Source organism: Neoroseomonas eburnea (assembly GCF_018129005.1).
GTDB classification, from domain to species: Bacteria; Pseudomonadota; Alphaproteobacteria; order Acetobacterales; family Acetobacteraceae; genus Neoroseomonas; species Neoroseomonas eburnea.
In genome coordinates this window covers 1-18,720 of sequence record NZ_JAAEDL010000016.1, presented here as the reverse complement: position 1 = coordinate 18,720, position 18,720 = coordinate 1, and the positions used below count along the sequence as shown (strand labels likewise).

At 69.2% G+C, this 18,720-nt stretch carries 20 protein-coding genes; 5 read left to right on the top strand and 15 right to left on the bottom strand.

What is annotated here, in order from left to right; all coding sequences use genetic code 11:
• Positions 1 to 5 precede the first annotated feature (5 nt).
• The 10 genes from GXW74_RS16345 to GXW74_RS16300 form a co-directional block, all read right to left on the bottom strand.
• The gene (locus GXW74_RS16345) at positions 6 to 1,982 is read right to left on the bottom strand and encodes a conjugal transfer protein TraG (RefSeq protein WP_211847598.1); all 1,977 of its coding nucleotides are present in this window, start codon (positions 1,980 to 1,982) and stop codon (positions 6 to 8) included.
• 153 nt (positions 1,983 to 2,135) lie between these two features.
• On the bottom strand, positions 2,136 to 3,893 hold the full coding sequence (locus tag GXW74_RS16340; protein WP_211847597.1) for a relaxase/mobilization nuclease domain-containing protein: 1,758 nt from the start codon (positions 3,891 to 3,893) through the stop codon (positions 2,136 to 2,138).
• Positions 3,894 to 4,209: 316 nt separating this feature from the next.
• A complete protein-coding gene (locus GXW74_RS16335) occupies positions 4,210 to 5,028 on the bottom strand; it encodes a lytic transglycosylase domain-containing protein (protein ID WP_246523499.1) in 819 nt (272 codons plus the stop codon).
• Positions 5,025 to 5,555, bottom strand: a complete 531-nt coding sequence (locus GXW74_RS16330) for a S26 family signal peptidase (RefSeq protein WP_246523498.1) — start codon at positions 5,553 to 5,555, stop codon at positions 5,025 to 5,027. Before GXW74_RS16330 ends, GXW74_RS16335 begins: the two co-directional genes overlap by 4 nt.
• Positions 5,552 to 6,016 (bottom strand): DUF2840 domain-containing protein, encoded by a 465-nt coding sequence (locus GXW74_RS16325; RefSeq protein WP_211847596.1) that lies wholly within the window; start codon positions 6,014 to 6,016, stop codon positions 5,552 to 5,554. The genes GXW74_RS16330 and GXW74_RS16325 overlap by 4 nt, the downstream gene beginning before the upstream one ends.
• A complete protein-coding gene (locus GXW74_RS16320; RefSeq protein ID WP_211847595.1) occupies positions 6,013 to 7,083 on the bottom strand; it encodes a replication initiator protein A in 1,071 nt (356 codons plus the stop codon). The genes GXW74_RS16325 and GXW74_RS16320 overlap by 4 nt, the downstream gene beginning before the upstream one ends.
• A 13-nt stretch (positions 7,084 to 7,096) precedes the next feature.
• Positions 7,097 to 7,381: a helix-turn-helix transcriptional regulator gene (locus GXW74_RS16315; RefSeq protein ID WP_211847594.1), complete on the bottom strand. Its 285-nt coding sequence runs from the start codon at positions 7,379 to 7,381 to the stop codon at positions 7,097 to 7,099.
• A gap of 125 nt (positions 7,382 to 7,506) precedes the next feature.
• Complete coding sequence (locus GXW74_RS16310) at positions 7,507 to 7,899, bottom strand: DUF2285 domain-containing protein (RefSeq protein ID WP_211847593.1); 393 nt, start codon at positions 7,897 to 7,899, stop codon at positions 7,507 to 7,509.
• A gap of 31 nt (positions 7,900 to 7,930) precedes the next feature.
• Positions 7,931 to 8,269 (bottom strand): transcriptional regulator domain-containing protein, encoded by a 339-nt coding sequence (locus GXW74_RS16305; protein WP_211847592.1) that lies wholly within the window; start codon positions 8,267 to 8,269, stop codon positions 7,931 to 7,933.
• A gap of 122 nt (positions 8,270 to 8,391) precedes the next feature.
• Complete coding sequence (locus GXW74_RS16300) at positions 8,392 to 8,658, bottom strand: DNA -binding domain-containing protein (RefSeq protein WP_211847591.1); 267 nt, start codon at positions 8,656 to 8,658, stop codon at positions 8,392 to 8,394.
• Between the two features lie 159 nt (positions 8,659 to 8,817).
• Here GXW74_RS16300 and GXW74_RS16295 point away from each other — a divergent pair, with 159 nt between their 5' ends.
• The 4 genes from GXW74_RS16295 (at position 8,818) to GXW74_RS16280 (ending at position 11,490) form a co-directional block, all read left to right on the top strand.
• Positions 8,818 to 9,102: a helix-turn-helix domain-containing protein gene (locus GXW74_RS16295; protein WP_211847590.1), complete on the top strand. Its 285-nt coding sequence runs from the start codon at positions 8,818 to 8,820 to the stop codon at positions 9,100 to 9,102.
• 100 nt (positions 9,103 to 9,202) lie between these two features.
• Positions 9,203 to 10,564, top strand: coding sequence for a hypothetical protein (locus GXW74_RS16290; RefSeq protein WP_211847589.1), 1,362 nt, complete (start codon positions 9,203 to 9,205; stop codon positions 10,562 to 10,564).
• Positions 10,561 to 10,908 (top strand): DUF2384 domain-containing protein, encoded by a 348-nt coding sequence (locus tag GXW74_RS16285; protein ID WP_211847588.1) that lies wholly within the window; start codon positions 10,561 to 10,563, stop codon positions 10,906 to 10,908. Before GXW74_RS16290 ends, GXW74_RS16285 begins: the two co-directional genes overlap by 4 nt.
• Positions 10,909 to 10,911: 3 nt before the next feature.
• Positions 10,912 to 11,490, top strand: a complete 579-nt coding sequence (locus GXW74_RS16280; protein WP_211847587.1) for an RES family NAD+ phosphorylase — start codon at positions 10,912 to 10,914, stop codon at positions 11,488 to 11,490.
• A gap of 19 nt (positions 11,491 to 11,509) precedes the next feature.
• Here the strand turns inward: GXW74_RS16280 and GXW74_RS16275 are convergent, their stop codons facing one another.
• From GXW74_RS16275 to GXW74_RS16260, 4 genes are all read right to left on the bottom strand, one after another.
• A complete protein-coding gene (locus tag GXW74_RS16275) occupies positions 11,510 to 14,374 on the bottom strand; it encodes a type ISP restriction/modification enzyme (RefSeq protein ID WP_211847586.1) in 2,865 nt (954 codons plus the stop codon).
• On the bottom strand, positions 14,304 to 14,885 hold the full coding sequence (locus tag GXW74_RS16270) for a hypothetical protein (RefSeq protein ID WP_211847585.1): 582 nt from the start codon (positions 14,883 to 14,885) through the stop codon (positions 14,304 to 14,306). Before GXW74_RS16270 ends, GXW74_RS16275 begins: the two co-directional genes overlap by 71 nt.
• A gap of 95 nt (positions 14,886 to 14,980) precedes the next feature.
• Positions 14,981 to 15,505: a hypothetical protein gene (locus tag GXW74_RS16265; RefSeq protein ID WP_211847584.1), complete on the bottom strand. Its 525-nt coding sequence runs from the start codon at positions 15,503 to 15,505 to the stop codon at positions 14,981 to 14,983.
• A 39-nt stretch (positions 15,506 to 15,544) separates the two neighbouring features.
• A complete protein-coding gene (locus GXW74_RS16260) occupies positions 15,545 to 16,447 on the bottom strand; it encodes a toll/interleukin-1 receptor domain-containing protein (RefSeq protein ID WP_211847583.1) in 903 nt (300 codons plus the stop codon).
• 66 nt (positions 16,448 to 16,513) lie between these two features.
• On the opposite strand from GXW74_RS16260, the gene GXW74_RS16255 reads away from it, so the two are divergent.
• Positions 16,514 to 17,863, top strand: coding sequence for an IS1380 family transposase (locus GXW74_RS16255; RefSeq protein WP_211847582.1), 1,350 nt, complete (start codon positions 16,514 to 16,516; stop codon positions 17,861 to 17,863).
• Between the two features lie 416 nt (positions 17,864 to 18,279).
• On the opposite strand, the gene GXW74_RS16250 is transcribed toward GXW74_RS16255, so the two are convergent.
• Positions 18,280 to 18,597: a DUF736 domain-containing protein gene (locus GXW74_RS16250; protein WP_149536470.1), complete on the bottom strand. Its 318-nt coding sequence runs from the start codon at positions 18,595 to 18,597 to the stop codon at positions 18,280 to 18,282.
• Positions 18,598 to 18,720: the final 123 nt, after the last annotated feature.

Below are 18,720 nucleotides of genomic sequence, written 5' to 3'. Positions count from 1 at the left end.
GCGGATCAGAGGGCAATGCCGTCATCGGGATCGAGCGCCGCCTGGCGGGCCACGCGGCGTGCGCGCGCCGCGAGGGCGCGCGTGCGCGCGTCGTCGTCGTCCTGATCGTCCTCTACGAAGCTGAACTCCCTCTCGGGTGGTGGCCCTGGCTCAGGCGCGACCCGCTCGTGCTCAGGCAGTGTCGGTTCCCGGCGGATGCCGCCGTCGGCATCGTCAGTTGTGGCGGCGGCGGACGTTGCTGCCTCCCGCACGACGGGCTTAAGCGCGCTCCAGTCATCCGCACGAGGCGCAGACAGTGCAGCCGCTGTGGGGCAGGGTGGCGGCACGACGCGTGCGCGAAGCTGGTAGTCCTCGTAGTACCGCGCCTTGCGCGCACGGATCGGCGGGCAACCGGAAACCAGAACGATCTCGTCGGTTGGCGGAAGCTGCATCACCTCGCCTGGCGTCAGCAGCGGCCGTGCCGTCTCCTGCCGCGACACCATCAGATGACCTAGCCATGGCGACAAGCGATGCCCCGCGTAGTTCCGGCTGTCGCGGATCTCCGTCGCCGTGCCGAGTGCATCGGAGACGCGCTTGGCCGTACGCTCGTCATTCGTCGCGAAGGCGACGCGGACGTGGCAGTTGTCGAGGATAGCGTTGTTCGGCCCGTACGCGCGCTCGATCTGGTTCAGCGACTGAGCGATGAGAAAGGATCGGATGCCGTAGCCCGCCATGAAGGCGAGCTGGCTCTCGAAGAAATCAAGCCGACCGAGAGCGGGAAATTCGTCCAGCATCAGCAGCAGGCGATGGCGACGCTGCTCGTTCTCCAGCGCCTCCGTCAGTCGGCGGCCGATCTGGTTCAGGACGAGCCGCACCAGCGGCTTGGTCCGCACGATGTCAGAGGGTGGGACGACGAGGTAGAGCGTGACCGGCTCGCGCGCTTCGACCAGGTCGGCGATCCGCCAGTCGCACCGGCGCGTGACCTGCGCGACGACCGGATCGCGGTAGAGGCCGAGGAAGCTCATCGCGGTCGAGAGCACGCCGGAGCGCTCGTTGTCCGATTTGTTGAGCAGCTCGCGTGCGGCGGAGGCGACGACGGGGTGCGGCCGATCGCCGAGGTGCGGCGTCGTCATCATCGCGGCCAGCGTGCGCTCGATGGGGCGGCGCGGATCGGAGAGGAAGCCCGCGACGCCGGCCAGCGTCTTGTCCTGCTCGGCGTAGAGGACGTGGAGGATGGCGCCGACCAGCAGGGAGTGGCTGGTCTTCTCCCAATGGTTCCGGCGCTCCAGCGCGCCTTCGGGGTCGACCAGGATGTCGGCGATGTTCTGTACGTCTCGCACTTCGCTGTCGCCGCGGCGGACCTCGAGCAGCGGGTTGTAGGCGGCGCTCGCCGGGTTGGTCGGGTCGAACAGCAGCACACGGCCAAAGCGCGCCCGCCAGCCGGCGGTGAGCTGCCAGTTCTCGCCCTTGATGTCGTGGACGATGGCCGAGCCCGGCCAGGTCAACAGCGTGGGCACGACGAGGCCCACGCCCTTGCCCGAGCGCGTCGGCGCGAAGCACAGCACGTGCTCCGGCCCGTCATGCCGGAGATAGCGCTGCGCGAACCAGCCGAGAACGACGCCATCGGGGGCAAGCAGACCGGCGTCCCGCACTTCGCGCTCCGTCGCCCAGCGGGCCGAGCCGTAGGTGGTCACGTCTCGCGCCTCGCGAGCGCGCCAGACGGACATGCCGATGGCGATGCCGATCGCCGCGAAGCCACCGGCCGCGGCGATGACGGCGCCCTCGTAGAAGACCCGCGGCGCGTAGGCGTCGTACCAGTACCACCACAGAAAGAAGGCAGGCGGCGGGTAGACCGGCACACCCGCCCAGATGTCCATGGGCTGGCCGAGCTGCGGCTGGTAGCCGAGGCGCCAGGCGACCCACTGCGTCGCACCCCAGACCGCGGCGAGCACGATCAGGAAGACGACCAACACCTGGCCCCAGAGGATCTTGGTGGCGGTCATGGCTGGGTGAGGGGCGCGGGGACCATGCCGCGAGACGTGCGCGGTCGACGCGGTCGCGTTCAAGCAGTCACAGTCCAGCATCGTACCCGCGGCGAGCGCATCGCGCGAAACGGCGGCCCCCCTTCCGGGCCGATACGGCGGCGCGGCATCCGGTCAGAGGCTGAGGCTCCGCTTGCGCGCGGGCGTAAGCTCGAGACCGCCGCCAGGCGCAATGCTCCCCGCCAGGGCCAGTCCCCGCTGCCGCTCCATCGCCGGCTTCCACGGCACCAGCTGGAAGCCGAGCCCGTCGTCGAGCATCGCGAAGCGCCCCGAGGCCAGGTCGAGGCGCCGGGTGAAGGTCCCGGCGACGCTGTCCCCCTCCCGCGCCGGCCGCCACGGCCTCCCCGTCTCGGCCGTCACCCGCGCGGCAACCGCCTCCAGTTCGCGTTGGCGCAGCGTGTTGAGCAGATCGCGTGCGAAGACCACACGCTGACCCTGCCTGCGCGCGAGACCGGCTGCGACGAGATGCTCGGTGCGTCGAGCGAGCGCGCCCTCGACTTCCGCGCCGAAGCCCTGCCCGGCCAGCGGCAGCGCCTCTCGGTCCAGCAAGCGCCGGTCCAGCCAGGTCGCGCCGTTGGCGGTGACCTGGGCCTCGACCGGCAGGTCCGATCGCACGGCGAGGGCGCTGCGCTCCCGCCCGCCGGCATCCTGATAGCGGCGGAGTTCGACGATAGCGCCCGGGTGCCCGTCGCCTGTCGCGTCGATATCCGCGAAGCGGAGGTGATGCACGCGGCCATCGATGCCGTCGATGATAGCGTAGGCACTGCCCTTGAGCTCGTCGCCGATGCCGCGCTCGACGAGGCGGCCGATGATCGGCTCGGGCCGTTCGCCATGGATGGCGAAGTCACCGGCGGCGCGCTCGGCTCCGAGATCCTGCATGGCGCGATGCATGGTCCTGATAATGTCGCCGCGGGTGCCGAGGTCGCGCAGCGTCTCCTCCATGCCGGGCCTGAGCGTCCAGACCGCGGGCCCATGGCGTTCGGCGAGCCCGAACCGCTCCAGCGTCTGCGCCCGTCCGATCATCAGCCGACGGAGCTCCGGTTCGGCGGCGTCCGCGCCGGCGGGGCGCAGGTCCAGGATGCCGCCGCCCTCATCGGCGGCGGCGCGCAGCGCGCGGTCGAGACCGGTCCAGCGCTCGGCGCCGACCTCGGCCTCGAGCGCGCTGCGGATCTCCTTGTCGGTCCGCGGCCCGAGTTCCAGCTCGACCAGCGCCTCGGCGCGGCCGCGGAAGCCGCGCGAGATGTAGTCGCGCGAGATCACCAGGTCGCTGCCATCCTCGGCCCGGCCCCGCACAAGGACATGGACGTGGGGGTTGTCGGTGTTCCAGTGATCGACCGCGACCCAGTCGAGACTGCTGCCCAGGTCCTGCTCGGCCTGGCGCATCAGGTCACGCGTCCAGGTCTTGAGGTCCGTGAGCGTGGGCGCGTCCTCCGGGCTGACGATGAAGCGGAAGTGGTGCCGGTCATCAGCGCAGCGCTCCGCGAAGGCCCGCCCGTCGGTGTTGTCGGAGCCTGTGTCGAAGAGCCGCGCCTTGGCGCCGTCGCACGTCACCCCGTCGCGCTGGAGGTAACCTATGTGCGTGGCGAGGGAGGCGGACCGGAAGCGCGTGCCCTGATGTCGCACGACGCGCGCCTTGACCACAACGCGTCGCGAGGGCGAGCGGAGCGCGGCCTGCGCTGCAGCGGCGCGGCCCCGCCCGAAGCGCGAGCGGCCCACACCTCTTGCGCCGCCACCAAAGCCGGGGCCCGTGTGGCCGGCCTTTCGGACGGCGCGCATGACCTGGCCCACGAAGCTCCGCGCGCGCCGTGTCGGCGCACGCGTATCGCCGATACGGCCAGGTCGAACATGCAAGTCGTCGTCGCGGGCCGTCATTGGTGCTGATCCACTTGGGCCCGGAGGCGGCTGGCGCTGAGACCTTTGATTTGCCTTGGCTTTCGGTAGCGAGCGCCAGCCGCCACTTCGGCGCGCGGCACGAATTCCCGTGCTTGATCAGATACATACGACCGACCGCCAGTCCTGCTTTTATCTGGCAATCTGCGGTCGGGGTTCCCGGATCCTCCGCCTCCGTCGCTCTGGTGGTGGGTCCTGGGGTAGCCGGCAGCACGACAGAAGCACCCGAGCATGCGCGCCGGTGCGACAGCGGTGCGATTGCAGGGGCGCGCCATGCCTTGCGTCCCAAAGTCATCGCTCATTGTTCACCGCCTGAGCTGCGGCGGATGGCGAAGATGGAGCCGCGATGGCCTTCGGGACCTTCGGCATCGTGCGCCTCGGCTGCTCGGGAACGGCCGACGAATGGCTGCGCGGCTGGTGTATCGGCAGCGATCGTCGCACCGCCAACCGGCACGAAGATCGACCGCGTCGGTGCAATATCGTCACCGCCGAGCCGCACGAAGATGCCGTCAGCGTTGCGCGCGGAACGCACGGCAACCTGGCCAACCGCAGCGGTGCCGGCGTCACCGGTGAGTAGCGGCGCGAGGGCTGCGACATAGGCGCGCGTTTCCGCCGGCAGCGGCTGGCCCGTGGCGAGATGCGCGTCCACCCGACGCGGCCCCGCGTTGTAGGCCGCGAGCATCAGCGGCACCGACCCGAAGCGATCCAGCATCTCGCGCAGATAGGCCGTGCCAGCCAGGATGTTGTCCTGCGGCACGAATGGATCGGCGCTGAGGCCGTGCTGCGCGCGCAGGTCCGCCCAGGTCGCCGGCATCACCTGCATCAGCCCCATGGCGCCGCGATGCGACACGGCGCGCCGATCGCCGGCGCTCTCCGCGCGCAACACTGCTCGGATCCACGCTTCCGGAATGCCGAAGCGCTGCGATGCGGCAGCGATCTCGGGAGCATAGATCGTCTGCGCCGCCGACCTGGACGGCGGCAGGCTGATCAGCACCAGTGCGGCGGCGATGCAGAGCCACGACCGGGACGGGAGGGAGAAAGCGTGCCGTCCAGCACGCTCCGCCTTAGCATTGCGCGTCGTCGATTGGTGCGCGTGAAACGGGGTCATCGCGCTCATGGTCCGCGCCCCGTGATCCAGACAGGACGCAGCCGGGCGACGATGCTCGTGCGCGGGAGGGGCCCGAAGTAGCGGCCGTCGAGGCTGTCCGGTTCGGTCGCGTTGAGGAGGAAGACCTCACCGGATTCCAGCGTGTGGCAGCCGTGCCAGGTCGGCAGCGAGCGGCCCAGGCGGTCAGCCGTGCGACGGTGGGCAACCGTCGCGCCGTCGACCGTGATTGTGTGGCCTTCTGCGCACACCACCTGCGGCGGCAGGGCGGCGACGTGCTTCAGCAGCGGCACGCCGCGCGCGACATAGCCTCGCTCGGCGAGGAACGCCGCCAGCGTCTCCGGCGGGCGGACGAGGACGAGGTCGCCCAGCGCGATATTGGCGGCCGGTGCCGCGATGTAGAGGCCGAGCGGCACGCTCGCCGATGCGTTCCAGATGATGCGCGGCTGCCACCCCGCGACCGCTGGAACAGCAATCAGCCCCAGCCCGGCGAGCATGACCGCGACGGGCGCCGCGCGCCGTCTCCGCCGCGCCGTCATGCGTCGATCCTCCGGCGCAGCAGCCAGGCGCGGTGTCGCTCGCGCGTGTAGGCGCGCGGCTTCTCGCCGGCCGCGAGGCGGTTCATCACGTGCCGCCAGTGGTCCGGGCAGGCATCCTCCGGCGCGAAGCCGGTCTGCTCGACCGCGTCGATCGCGCGCAGCACCTCGTTGACCTTCGGCCAGCCGGAGATGCGCAGCAGGATCTCCGCCCCCGGCTCGACAAAGCCGATCGTGCTGAAGGCCTCGCCGGGCGCGACCGCGCGCAGGATGCCGATGCGGCTGACGATGGTGCCGTAGCCGTTCGAGGCCCACCGCACGAAAGCGAAGATCTCGCCCGCGGCGAAGGCGACGACGCGGCGGCGGCGGTCGAGGATCGTCTCCTCGGCGATCCGCCCGAAGCGGATCCAGCGCTCGACGCGGCCCTCGATCCACAGCAGCTCGACGCGGGTCAGCGCCGTCACGGCGCCGCCTCCCGCTCCCCGTCCCGGTCGTGTTTTCCGCCGACCGGACTGGGCCTACCTTCATTAGAATTAGACTCAATTAGAGTCTTTACGGGCCAGAATTCCGCTTGTGCGGCAATGGTTTGTGGGTGGTTCGTGCGCCTGATCTGCCGTGTCGGTTGCGCCTGATCTGCCGAATCTCCTGCGCCTGATCTGCCGTGCGGTTCCACAGGCCTGCGCAAGTTATCCACAGAGCCTGCGTGCCGGCTGCACGGGGTGATGCGCAGGAGTTCGGTGCCGCCGGCATCGCGCCGGATGGCAAGGCGATAGCCGGGCAGACTCTGACGGGCGGCAATCCGGCGGAGGTCGAGCGCGAAGTCGGCGAAGCGCGCCAGACTGCCGGACTTGGCGTGCAGGTGCCGGAACTCGAATGCCCAGCCGGACGGCTGATGCCCGGCGTGCTTGCGCGCAACCCGGTAGAGCCAGCGCTCGATGCCACCCGACAGGCGGAAGTACGCCGGGTCGATGGTCAGCAGCAGCTGGCGGTCGAGGACTCCGCGGTAGAACCAGTCCGGCAGCACGAACTCCATGCCGTCGGCGCGGCCCGAGGCGGTGACCCGCTCCTCCCACTCGTTGATCCAGGAGAATTGCTGGCGCCGCCAGTGCGCGCCGTGACGGATCGTGGTGCGGATGACGGTGGACTGGAGCCGGCCGAGGGCGGCCTTCAGCAGCAGGTATTGGTGCTGGCCGGTGCCGCGCCCGATGGCGGTCAGCAGCTGGTGCGGCGCGAAGCGCATGAACCGGGAGGCTGCGAGGCCCCGGTCGGCGGCCTCGACGATCTGCGAGCCGGCCCAGATCAGCACGTCGGCGTCCCAGATGGTGGCCATGCCATGCTCAGGGACGGCATGGACCTGCACCTCGATGTCCCCGGCGCGGTAGAGGATCGGCGCAACGCGGCGGCCTTTTGCCAGCGAGAAGAACGGCCGCTCCATCAGGTCGCGCTGGTCACGGCGCGGCGGTCCCTCGTCCGGCAGGGCGTCGAACTGGCTGAGCCGTAGTCGTTCGCTGGGCGTGGTATCGCGGCGCATCGGCGGGGTGCACTCAGCGCCGTGCCGCGCCGGCATAGGCCGGCGAGATGGCTGCGTGACGCTTGGCCGGCAGCACGGTCTCGCCCATGTCGTCGCTTGTTGATGCCTTGGTGCCGCGGTTGACCCAGGCCTGGAGGTCGGTCACCGCATATACGACCCGACCGCCGAGCTTTGAGTAGCGCGGGCCGGTGCCGTAGGTCCGGTGCTTCTCGAGGGTGCGGCCGGACAGGCCGAGGAAGCGCGCGGCCTCGGGCGTTCGCAGATAGCGCGGCGGCAGGCCGGCATTCGGGTCTGGCATCGGGAGCCTCCGGTGATGCTGTCGGATGCCGCGCATGGGGCGCGGCGGTCGCATCGGAGGCTGGCGAAGCGGGGCAGCGTCGGGGGAGTACGAAGGCGCGAGCGGGCTGGGCGTACCCCGCCGAGTTAGCGCGTGAGGTCCACGCGCGGACCGGCGCGCAGCAGGGCGCGATAGCCGCCGTCGCGGAGCGCGATGGCATCGGCGACCAGGCGCATGGTGCGTGCGCGGAGGTCATGGGTTTTCCAGGCAGCACCGCGGGGCACGCGCGCCGCGCCGAACAGCCCGATGGCGATATCGCGGTAGCTGTGGCCGTCCCGGTGCCCGTCATGGGCGCGGAGCGCCAGGACAAGGCGCCCGCGCTGCAGCGCTGTCAGGCCGACGTCAGGCTGCGCCCTGCCCTGGAGTGCGTGCCAGAGGCGCAGCACGGCAGCGAGGCGCAGCGGAAGGGCGTCATCGAAGGGGATCAGGGCGCCGAGATGGCTGTTCGGCGCCGCGCCGCGCACGATCCAGACTGGCATCGACGCCGCGCTGACCTCGCCGTGCAGCCCGTCACTCGCCTGGCGCGGCGATCTCACAGACGGTAGGGCAGCCGGAGAGGGTGACGAGAAGGACGGCGGCAAGGCCGAGAGCGCCACGGTGGCGACGCAGAGCGCCGGCATCCAGACGACGCCCGCGGCGCGCGCGTCGAGCGCCGGGTCGGCCGGGAAATCGCAACCCCCAACGCTCGGCGACGGCGTCGGCGGCGTCATCGGGCCGCGTATCGTCGAGCTGTTCCCAGTCGCGCACGTAGCGCGGGTTGCGCCGGAGGAACTCCCAGGCGAGCTCGCGCGCCGAGGCGTTCTCCAGCTCTGCGTAGGCGGCCGCCGACCGCCAGTCTCGCGACGGCATGGCAAGGCTCCGGCATGGGGCGGAGCACACGCTCCGCGCGCAGCATGCCGAGAGATGCGACGATTCGGTGTGTTGTCGAGGCGCGCGTCGGGCAACAGGTGTTGCCGTCGGCGCAACGCCGGTCAGTTGGTCGAGCCCTGCCGCAGCAGGTCGCGGTAGCCGGCCTCGGTCATCCAGCGGGCGCGAGCGAGATGGCTGTCGTGGATTCGCCGTGCCTGGTCGGGGTCGTGGTCGGGGTCGACGCCGAGGACGATGCGCGTGACCTCCCTCCAGTCGGCGCCCTCGGCGGCGGCATCGAGCAAGCGCAGGTAGAGGATCTTGTGGGCCAGATCATAGGGCGTGACGCCCGGTTCGTCGGGTGGGGTCTCGAGGATCCTCGCGGCGGTCATGCGGGCGCCCCCCTCTGCCGGCGTCTCATCGCGCTGTCACCGCAGAGTCACCCATCCGGGCCGCGAGCGCCAGCCGGGGCGTTACATGGGAGCACGGGCGCGCGATTTACACACTATAGAAGATAAACTCAAAGTATGTAACGACCCGACCGTGCCGGCATGGATATGCGCCGGCTGGTGGGGAGGAAGGTGCGTCGGATCAGGCTGGAGAAGGGCCTGACGCAGGAGGCGTTTGCCGAGCGGTCCGGGTTCAGCCAGCAGTACCTCAGCAGCCTGGAACGCGGCCGCCGTAACCCGACCATCGTCACACTCTTCGAGTTGGCGTCCGCCCTGGGTGTCAGTCACGTCGCGCTCGTCGCGCCGGACGGCGAAAGCGGCGCGGCCGCACCGCTTCGCCGAGGGGGTCGCTCAGGAAAGACAATGACCGCACCTAAGTGCCCGTGACGCCCCAACATTTAAGGCGACGCACCGCGACCTAGGCCCGCTTGACGCATCGGTGTTTCAGGAATAGGTATTCTTGAAACACCGATGTGTGGGGTGTGCCTTGGCTGCTCAGATTCTCCCTTTCCCGAAGCCCGCCTCGGCCCCGTCGTCGCCCATCGCGACGTATCTCTGGGTCGGTGAGGCCCATCGGAAGCTGGCGGATCTGCATGCGGCAGGCCATCTGCCGGCCCGCCGGCTGGTCGTGGAAGCTTCCCGCCTGCGTCATCAGCGAGAGCTCATTGCCGCGGTCCGAGACGCTGGTGGCGAGATCGTCCTGGATACCGAGGTGGCCGAACTCGCAAGCATCGGGAAGCATGCCGGGCGGGCTCGGGGTGCACCGTGGGCACTGCCAGAAGGTGCCGGCCCGCTTGGTCCCGATCATTTCCGGCCGGACGCGTCGACCGACGTCATTGGCCAAATTGCCCGTTTGGCGGTGTCGTCCGGCGTCACCGGTGTCTTGTCGCCAGCGCATCATCTCGGTGACCCGGGGTTCCGCGACTGGATGAGCGTCGATTCCGACGCGTGCCTTGCCCTGCGAACGGCGCTTGACCGCGAGGGCGGCCAGGCCATTCCGATCGACTACCCATTGATCGTTCCGAGCGCGATGCTGAACGACCCGAGCCAGCGGGGATTGCTGGTTGCGATGCTTGGCAGGCTACCCATCGACCACGTCTGGCTGCGCGTCGTGGGTTTGGGCGCAGATGCCGGCCCCTTGCAGATGAGCCGCTACCTCTCGGCCGTGGCAGGGCTGCACAATCTCGGCAAGCCCGTGATCGCCGATCATCTGGGCGGGCTGCCTGGCCAGGCTGCATTGGCGTTCGGCGTGGTCTCCGGAATCGCGCAGGGCATCGGCGAACGCGAGCGCTTCGATACGGGCGACTGGCACAAACCCGCCAAACCGCGGACCGACGACGCGAAGTTCGGCCGCGCCGCCCGGGTTTCTATACCCGGCCTCAACCGCACGCTCACACGCGCCGAGCTCGACGTGCTCGCCAGCGCGAAGAATGGCCGCCGCATCTGCGGGTGCGCTGATCGCGCGTGCTGCAAGCATGGATACGACAGCATGGTCGCTGATCCGCGGGGGCATGCGGCGCGGCAGTTCTTCAGCAGCATCGCGAGGCTGGAGGCCGTGCCGGACCTTCGGCGCGAGACGTTTTTCCTCGGCCACGACGGTCCCATGGCGAAGGCGGACAGGACGGCGCGTGAGATCAAGGCTCTGCGGCCGGACGCCGCTGAAGCGGCGCGCCACAACGTCGACCCGGAAGCCCTGATGAAACGGCTTGCGGACCACAGCCGGACGACCGAGAAGATACGCACGACCTTGGAAACAATTCACGAGACCCGTGGCAACGACGTGCCACGCGCGCGCGTGGCCGCCCTTCGAAGTGGAGGCGTACCCAAGTCGGCGACAGGGAAGCCATGAACGCACGCTCAGGGGCGATGCCCCGCTACATCGAGGATCTGAACACGCTCGGCGGCCTGTCCGGCACCGACATCGCCAATATCGCCGATGTCTCCAAGGCCACCGTCTCTCGCTGGAAGGCCGGCACCGTCAAACCGCAGCCGGACACACAGCTGGTGCTGTCCGACCTGCACTTCATCGTCCAGCGGCTGACCGAGTACTACAGCGCTGACGAAATCCGCACCTGGCTCTATGCGCGCCATCCGCAGCTCGACGGCCAGCGCGCCATTGACCTGATCAACCAGAACCGGTCCGAGGAGATCCTGCGCATCCTCGATCGGCTGGACTCGGACGTGTATCTCTGACGCATGGCCGCGGCTCGCTCCCCCCGCGACAACCATCTGCTCGACGCCGTCGAAGCTTTGCCGCGGGAGGCCTGGAGCGGCCCTGTGTGGCGTGTCGTGCGCGAAGGGCGCGACCCGACGCAGTGCAGCGCGGTAGGCGGTCGTTGGGACGATCGCAGCTTCGAGGTTCTCTACACCTCGACGCATGCGGATGGCGCGCGGGCCGAAATGTTCTTCCATCTCAGCCGCGGCCAGCCGGTGATGCCGTCCCAGGTACGCTACGGCCTGCACGAGCTTCGCGTCACGCTCGATGCCTGCGTGCGCATCGCCTCGCTGGAGGTGCTCGCGAGCCTGGGCCTCAAGACCAACGCGTTCGGCCAGTTGTCCTACAGCGAACGGCAGCTCGAATATCCGCGCACGCAGGAGATCGCCGAGGCCGCGCATTTCCACGGCCGCGACGGCCTGTTCGTGCCGAGCGCGCGCTCCGTCCATCCCAACCTGGTGGTGTTCTGCGGCGTCGCCGGACCTGAGGCGGTCGAGGCCGTGCGCGACCACGGCATCGTCGACTGGACGGCCTGGCGCAACGCGCAGCGCAACGGCTGAGCGGCGCGCCGCCAGCGCGTCAGGGGTCGCTGCCGCCCAACAGATCGCCCTGCGCCGCGACGCGGCGGCGACCGCGACGTGCGGCGGGGGCCTTCGTCGCATCCGCCGGAACCGCGGTCTGCAGCGCCGAAGCGGGCAGCGTCGGGCCGCTGCAGATGCGCTCCAGGAGGTCGGCCTGCGCGGTCTCCAGCGAAACCAGGCCGCCAAGCACGTTCAGCACGTTGAGCAGTTCCGCCGTGTATTCCGGCAGCCAGCCGGGCGGCTGGATGTCGCCGAGCGGCGAGGGCTTGCGGCGGTCGCCGATGATCGGGCGCGATCGGTCGCGACCGCGGTAGCTGAACCACTGCGTCAACACCTGCTTGCCGGAGACCTCGTAGGCCCAGACCGCCGGCGCGACGTTGTCCACATTGCCCTGGCCGACATGCAGTCGGCGAGTGGCGGCGTCGTAGCGGATCGCGTCCGGCATCGCAGCGGGGTCGGTCGGGATGGCGCCGGCTTCCGGGATGGTCGGACGCTCCGCGGTGGGCAGGCGCGGCGCGCCGGCGGGACGGCCCTCGGACGCATCGACGAAGCGCTCGCCGAAGCTGTGCAGCCAGATGACGCGCCGGCCAAGCCGAGCGGCCTCGGCAAACAGCGCGGCGTCGGCGGTGAGCGGGATGCGCAGGCCGGGCTGCACCAGGTCGGTCGCGAAGCGCGCGACATAGGCGGGGTGCGCGGCCACGGCGGCGATATAGGCGAAGAGGTCGGGCGCGGAGACCGGCGCGCTGAGGGCGGAGGAGAGCGCGGCCAGCACCGTGGCAGGGATGTTCGGCGTTGCCGCAGCGCTGTCAGCCCACAAGGGAAAGGCGCGACCACCACGACCATTGTAATGGTGCAAATCGGGGATGAGCGAGCAGAAGGTCACTGCTGGACCACCGCTCGGCGTGCGGTCATGTGGCGCGGTGAGATAGATCTGCTTCGCCGAATGAGTGCGCCACAGGGTCGGGTTCGGTTGATTCAACAAGCGCGCGTCAGGGATGACCCACTGGCGATCGAAGGATCGGAACCCGTAGAGGGACGGCGTGACCACTGCTCCCTTATCCTTCGCTACAGGTATTGTGCGATGAACGTGGCCGGGCAGGCCCTCCTCCACGATCTTGCCTGAGTGCTTGTCGCCGAGCTTTTCGTCGCACAGGTGCGGATGAAACAGCACTTCCTTCCGGTCCGGATCCCGCTCGGCCACGAGGCGCTTCCAGCGTTCTTCCAGTGACCAGCGATCCGCCGCGATTACCCAGGTTCGCCCCGGCATGACGCCCGAGCCGCTGTAGTCAAACAGCGCATCGAGCGCCGGATACGTTGCCCATCCGCCGGTCGCGGCAGGCAAGAAGGCCGCACGCTCCTCCTCCGGGCACTCGGTCCAATCGGCACCGTCCAGGGTGAGCTGCGCCAGCGCCGCGAACTTCTCCTCCCGCCGCCCGACGGGCAGCGCGCGATACCGCACACGGGCGGGCTTCTTCGCATCGGCCTTGCCGGTCCGCGCCACCAGCACGATGCACACGGGCTGCTGCACGCCCTGGAAGATGCGCGAGGCGACGGCGGGCTGATGCCCCTCCGGCGAGCAGTCCACCACCCAGATCTCATCCGCCGTGCGGCGAAGATCGGCGCGCATCGCCTGGAAGCCTGGCCCGTTGAGAAACCCCGCCACGGTGATGAAGCACACGATCCCGCGCCGGTCTTCTCGCGCCTGCGGCGCAGCCGCCGCATCGCCGAACACCTTCCACGTCGCCCAGCGCCAGAAATAGACATAGAAGTTGCGCAGATGCTTCGAATGCGCGCCGACGCCCCATTCCGGCGGCGGCATCCAGCGCGCGAGCGGCGCGGGGTCCTTCGCGTTCGCGCTGCCGGCCTCGACCCATCCGCCGCGGCCCTTGGCCTTTTCCTTGTAGGGCGAATTGCCGATGACGACGGTAATCGGCTCCGCGCGCTTCACCTTGTTGGCCTCGCGCCGGGATTCGGCGAGCGGCTTCAGGATCTGCGGGATGTATTCCTCATCGGCATAGGGATTGCCGAGGGTGTCGGTGACATACAGGCGCAGGTGCACGTCGGACGGCACTGTGCCCTTCACCTTGAGCAGGTCGGCGACCTCGGCCAGCAGGCGCAGCTGCGCCACGGCGAAGGGGCCAAACTGCAACTCGAAGCCGATGATGCGCTTCAGCGCGGCGCGGATGACACCCGGCACCGTGCCGGCGCCGTCGGCCCGCGCGGTCTCGGCGATGCGCCGCAGGACGCCGAGCAGGTACGTGCCCGTGCCGACGGCCGGGTCCGCCAGCGTGACCTCGTTCGAGGCGAGGCCCTCCGGCTGCCCGAAGCGCGCCGGGTCACGCAACACGTCATCCACCAGGCGCACCATGGCGGTGACCACCTCGGGCGGCGTGTAGTAGGACCCGGTGAGCTTGCGCAGGTCGTTGTCGTAGGCCTCCAGGAAGTGCTCGTAGAAATACAGCCAGGCCTCGGGGTCGCCCTTGCCGATGGCGGCCCAATCTACGGCATCAAGCACGCGCGTGAGGGTGCCGAGCGACGTCTTCAGTGCTTCCTGGCCATCGACATCGTCGGTCAGCACGCGGAAGGCGCTGCCGATCACCGTGTTGGTCTTGGCCAGCGCCCGGGCGACGCGGTCCAGGCCATCGGCGAGCACGATGCCCTGCGCGCGCGCCATCAGTAGCCCGAAGGTGACGGCCTGCGCGTAGCCGTCGGCGAAGTCCTCGTCACTCGCTTCGGGGAACAGCAGCCGGCGCCAATCCTCGGCGAGACCGGTTAGCGCGGGAACCTTCTGCTCAAGTTGCTCGGTGACCTCGTCGCGCAGCAGGCGGCACAGGCCGGCGCTGAGCGCGGCGAGCGCGCGCATTGGTCGGCGGGATCGGTTCCCACCGCAGGAAGTCGCCGAACAGGCGGGTCAGCGCGTCGGGGGCTGTGAGCTCCGCGCCGGCGGTTTCCACGTCGCCAGACAGCCGCACGATCTCGCCCTGAAGCGCGCCATCGCGCCAGAGAGAGAAGGCGTTGCCGTCGGTGTAAATGAGGTTCGGGAGCGACTTGAGCTTGGCCCACTGGTCCCGGTCGTGCTCGTCCTTGAAGCGGCGCGGGTCGGCACCCTTGCCAGGGGCCTTGACCTCGATGAAGCCGACGAGGGCGTTGCGGGCCCGCACCGCGTAGTCGGGCCGGGTCTTGAGGGAGGAAAGCGTGGTTTCGCCAATGGCAACGACATCCCCGCCCTTGAACAGCAGGATCGCCGCGAGGTCGGTGATCAGCGTCTCCAGGGGCGCGCGAAGCTGGTCTTCGGGCGCACCGACGGCGGCATTGCCGGAGAGCTTGGCCTTCAGCGAGGCACCGAAGCGGGAAACGGCGTCGGCGAGCGTCATGACGGGCACGCGCGGGGAACCTCGGCTACTGTTGCTGTCCCGCCCAGGCTAGGGGACGCAGTGGCCAATCGCCAGCACCACAGCCGAAACGCGGCTCAGGTCGTCGCTCCAAACCGGAACAGGACGATTGGCTGTCCGCCAGGGTCGGCGGGCGACAGCCGCAGGTCCCAGTCCGTGATCGCGACATCCCCACTTCCCGTCCCGCCGGCGGTGATCTTGCCGGATGAGATGTCGACATCGCGCGACCCCAACCGCATGCCCCCGCGCCGTTGAGGCACGCGCAGGACGACGCCGGACCTGCGGACGATCAGGCAGCCCTCGCAGCTACCGCCTGACGCTGCGAGCCGGACGCGAGGACTTGTCGGGTCGAAGTGGAAGCGGACAGCGGCGCCGAACGAGAGGACGGACGACGCCTGAAGCGCATGCGGCCAAACAAACTCGGGTAAGCCATCTGCGCTGCTGTTCAGCAGGACGAGTAGCGCGCCGTCCGCCATGGCTCCGCCGGCAGCTTCCTGCGCGCAGAAGCCCACGGCGGGTGATGGCAGGTCGACCAATAGGAATGCGTCGCCTGGCGAGAGTTCCTCGATGGGACGGAGAGTCACGGGCGGCCAGAAACGCATGCGCTGCCTTTCATGTTACCGATGGGCGTCCTGCCCTCGTCACCGCCGCATATCGCGCAGGAAGAGCTCCCAGTACGCCTCGGCAGCAGCCTGCGGCATGAGACGTGCCGCATCCTGATTGCGAATGTTCATGCCGATCGGACGCCAGAACAGGCCGTGTTCGTCAGCTTCGACGTTGAGGATTTCGTTGTAGCTGTTGCGAGCTTGGCTTTCTGACGACGAATAGGCAATTCCGTCCGGCAGCTTTCCAAGGAAGATGTGGCAGGACGCCTTCTTCTTTCCGTCGCGGTACAGCGCCGCCGTGAACGCTTCAGCATCAATGCGCTTGAAGCGCGCCTGAACGTCGGGGTGTCGCTGCGCCAACTCATTCAAGGAGTTTTCGAAGAAGGCGGCAAAGAACTCGAAGGTTTCGTCACGGAAGCGGTCACGATCGATATCGGTGAATCGTCGCGGCAAGCCAAGATTGCTGGACCTGGGTGCCGGGCGAACGGGCTGTTGTGGGTGCGGCTTGGTAGCCGTCCGGCTCGGCGGCGCCGGCGGCGCAGTCGGGGCGCTGGCTTGCAGGGCCCGCCGGATGGCGCGCACAACCTGGAGAAAGCCTTCGTCCATATCGGCGAACGACCGGACTGGCTTTCCGTCATCCGGTGTTGCAGCGAGCTTGCCGAACGGCGTGCCGTGCCAGTCGCAAGGACGCAGGATGACAGGGACGACCCGCGCCTCTCTTGCGGCATGTCGCTCCATCGCGCGGCGCATCTCGATGTCGAAGCAGTATCTCGAAGCGAGGAAATCCGCGCTCACAAGAAGCAGGATGACATCGGCGCGCTCAAGTTCTGTACTGATCGCGTCGTCCAAAACATCGCCGGCTGGGATGCGCCGATCGTGCCAGGTTTCGACCAGGCCCTCGTGCTTTAGCCCGGAAAATTCATCATGGCTGGCGGGCATGGTGCAAGCCGTTGAACAGCCATAGGATTCGGCTGCGAACCCAGAACCCCGCCGTTTCCGGACACCATGCCCGCCGACGCACACGCTACGCTGCCCCTGCCGGGTGTGTCACCGGTCGCAGGCAAGCCGATCCTTGCCCGCTTCGACGGCGGCTCGCTCTCCTCCGATGGCGGCCTGCTGGCGCTGCGTGAGGTTGAGGCGCGTCTCGGCGTAGCCCAGCGCCTCGCTGCGTGCATCGACGATCCGCGCGCGCCCGAACGCATCCAGCACAGCCTCGCCGACATGCTGCGCTTCCGCCTGCTGATGATCGCTGCCGGCTACGAGGACGGCAACGACGCCGACAGCCTGCGCCACGACCCGCTGTTCAAGCTCGCCAATGGGCGACTGCCTGATGAGGCCGCGCTCTGCTCGCAGCCGACGCTGTCGCGTCTCGAGAACACGCCGGGGCCGCGCGCGCTCATCCGCATGGCGCGCGCCATGGTGGCGCTCTACTGCGCGAGCTTCCGCCAGGTGCCGCGCCGCATCACGCTCGACATCGACGACACCTTCGACGCCGTCCATGGCGGGCAGCAGTTGCGTCTGTTCAACGCCTACTACGACGAATACGGCTTCCAGCCGATCGTCGTCTTCGACGCAGATGGCCGACCCGTCGCCGCCATGCTGCGCCCGGCCAAGCGCCCAACCGGCACCGTGGCGCGCGCCTTCCTCCGCCGCCTGGTGCACGAGATCCGCAGTCACTGGCCGCGCGTCGAGATCCTGATCCGTGCCGACAGCCATTACTGCGCACCGGAAGTGCTGGATTTCTGCCGCGCAGCGCGGATCGACTTCGTGCTCGGCGTCGCCACCACCACGACGCTGCGCCGGCATGTCGAGACGCTGGAAGCCAGCACCGCCAGCCGCTACGCCAGTGCGCCGAGCGGTGACAAGCTGCGGCGCTACAAGGAATTCCACGATAGCGCCGCGAGCTGGAGCCGCGTCGAGCGCCTCATCGCCCGCGTCGAGGCCGGCGCGCAGGGCACCGACACGCGCTTCGTCGTCACCAACCTCACGGACGGGACCGCACGCGTGATCTACGAGAACGTCTATTGCCGGCGCGGTCAGGCCGAGAATCACATCAAGGCCTGGAAGCGCCATCTCGCCGCTGACCGCACCTCCTGCTGCCGCGCCGATGCCAACCAGTTCCGCCTGATACTGCACACCGGCGCCTACTGGCTGCTGTGGTCGCTGCGCAGCCTGATGCCGAAGCGCTCGACCTGGCGGGTCGCGCAATTCGACACCCTGCGGCTTCGCCTGGTGAAGCTGGCCACCCGTGTCGTCGCACTGAAGACCCGCGTCATGCTGCACCTGCCGAGCGCCTGTCCCGACAAGGCCATCCTGCGCCTCGTGCTCGAACGTCTGCCGCGCCTCGCCTGCTGAGCAACGGGGCGGACGCCCCGATCGAGCCCCGGAACCGCAACCCTCCAGCACCGCGATCCGCACCCACAGGCAGCCTGCAGAGGCGGCGCCGATCGCGCGCGACCGCGTCTCCGCTCCAGGAGCGCCCGTCCGCCGTCCGCGTGTTCCGTCCACCCTCATGAATTATTCGGGTTAGCGCAGACAAGTGTTTCTCGAGCTGGTCGCGCAGTGCCTCGTCGGCGTGGGAGTAAGAAAAGAAGATCGTCGCCATGATGTCCCAGCGGGCCGCTGGAGGGGGCGAACCGTGTGTCGACACGGGCACGCTGGGCGGCGCTCTCAGGGATCGGATAGCACGATCCGGCGATTCGGACTGGCGGTATCGCGGCTTTGTTGGGAGGGAGGCGCCCCGCCCTCTCGGGCGGGGCGCCGTTGGCCGTTCACTCCCTGCTGCGGTTGCCGTTGGGGCGCGACCAGATCAGCTCGAACTCGCCGCCCTCCATCTCGAAGAGGTTCGCCAGGATCGGCGCCGGCAGGGAGGGGTCGTCGAGCTTGACCGAGAGGTAGTCGCGGCCCTCGTTCGAGGTCTTCTTCCACGCCGCCCCGATCTCGGCGCGGCCGGCGAAGATGCGGAAGTCGGGGGCCTTGTCGCTGCTCTTCTCGGCCGGCCGGACCTGGACCTTGGCGTCGAGGGTGAGCGTCGAGACCGTGCCGGTGAAGCCGTCGCCGGTGCGGGTGAAGGTGCCGATGGTCGCCATGACTGTCTCCTGTCTGTCGATCGGGCCGCGCCCATCGCGGCCTCACATGAGGGGTTCAGGTCAAGGTGCTGATGATCTGCGGAGGGTTGTGGCGTGCAGATCGGACGCCCCGCCGCTGGCGGG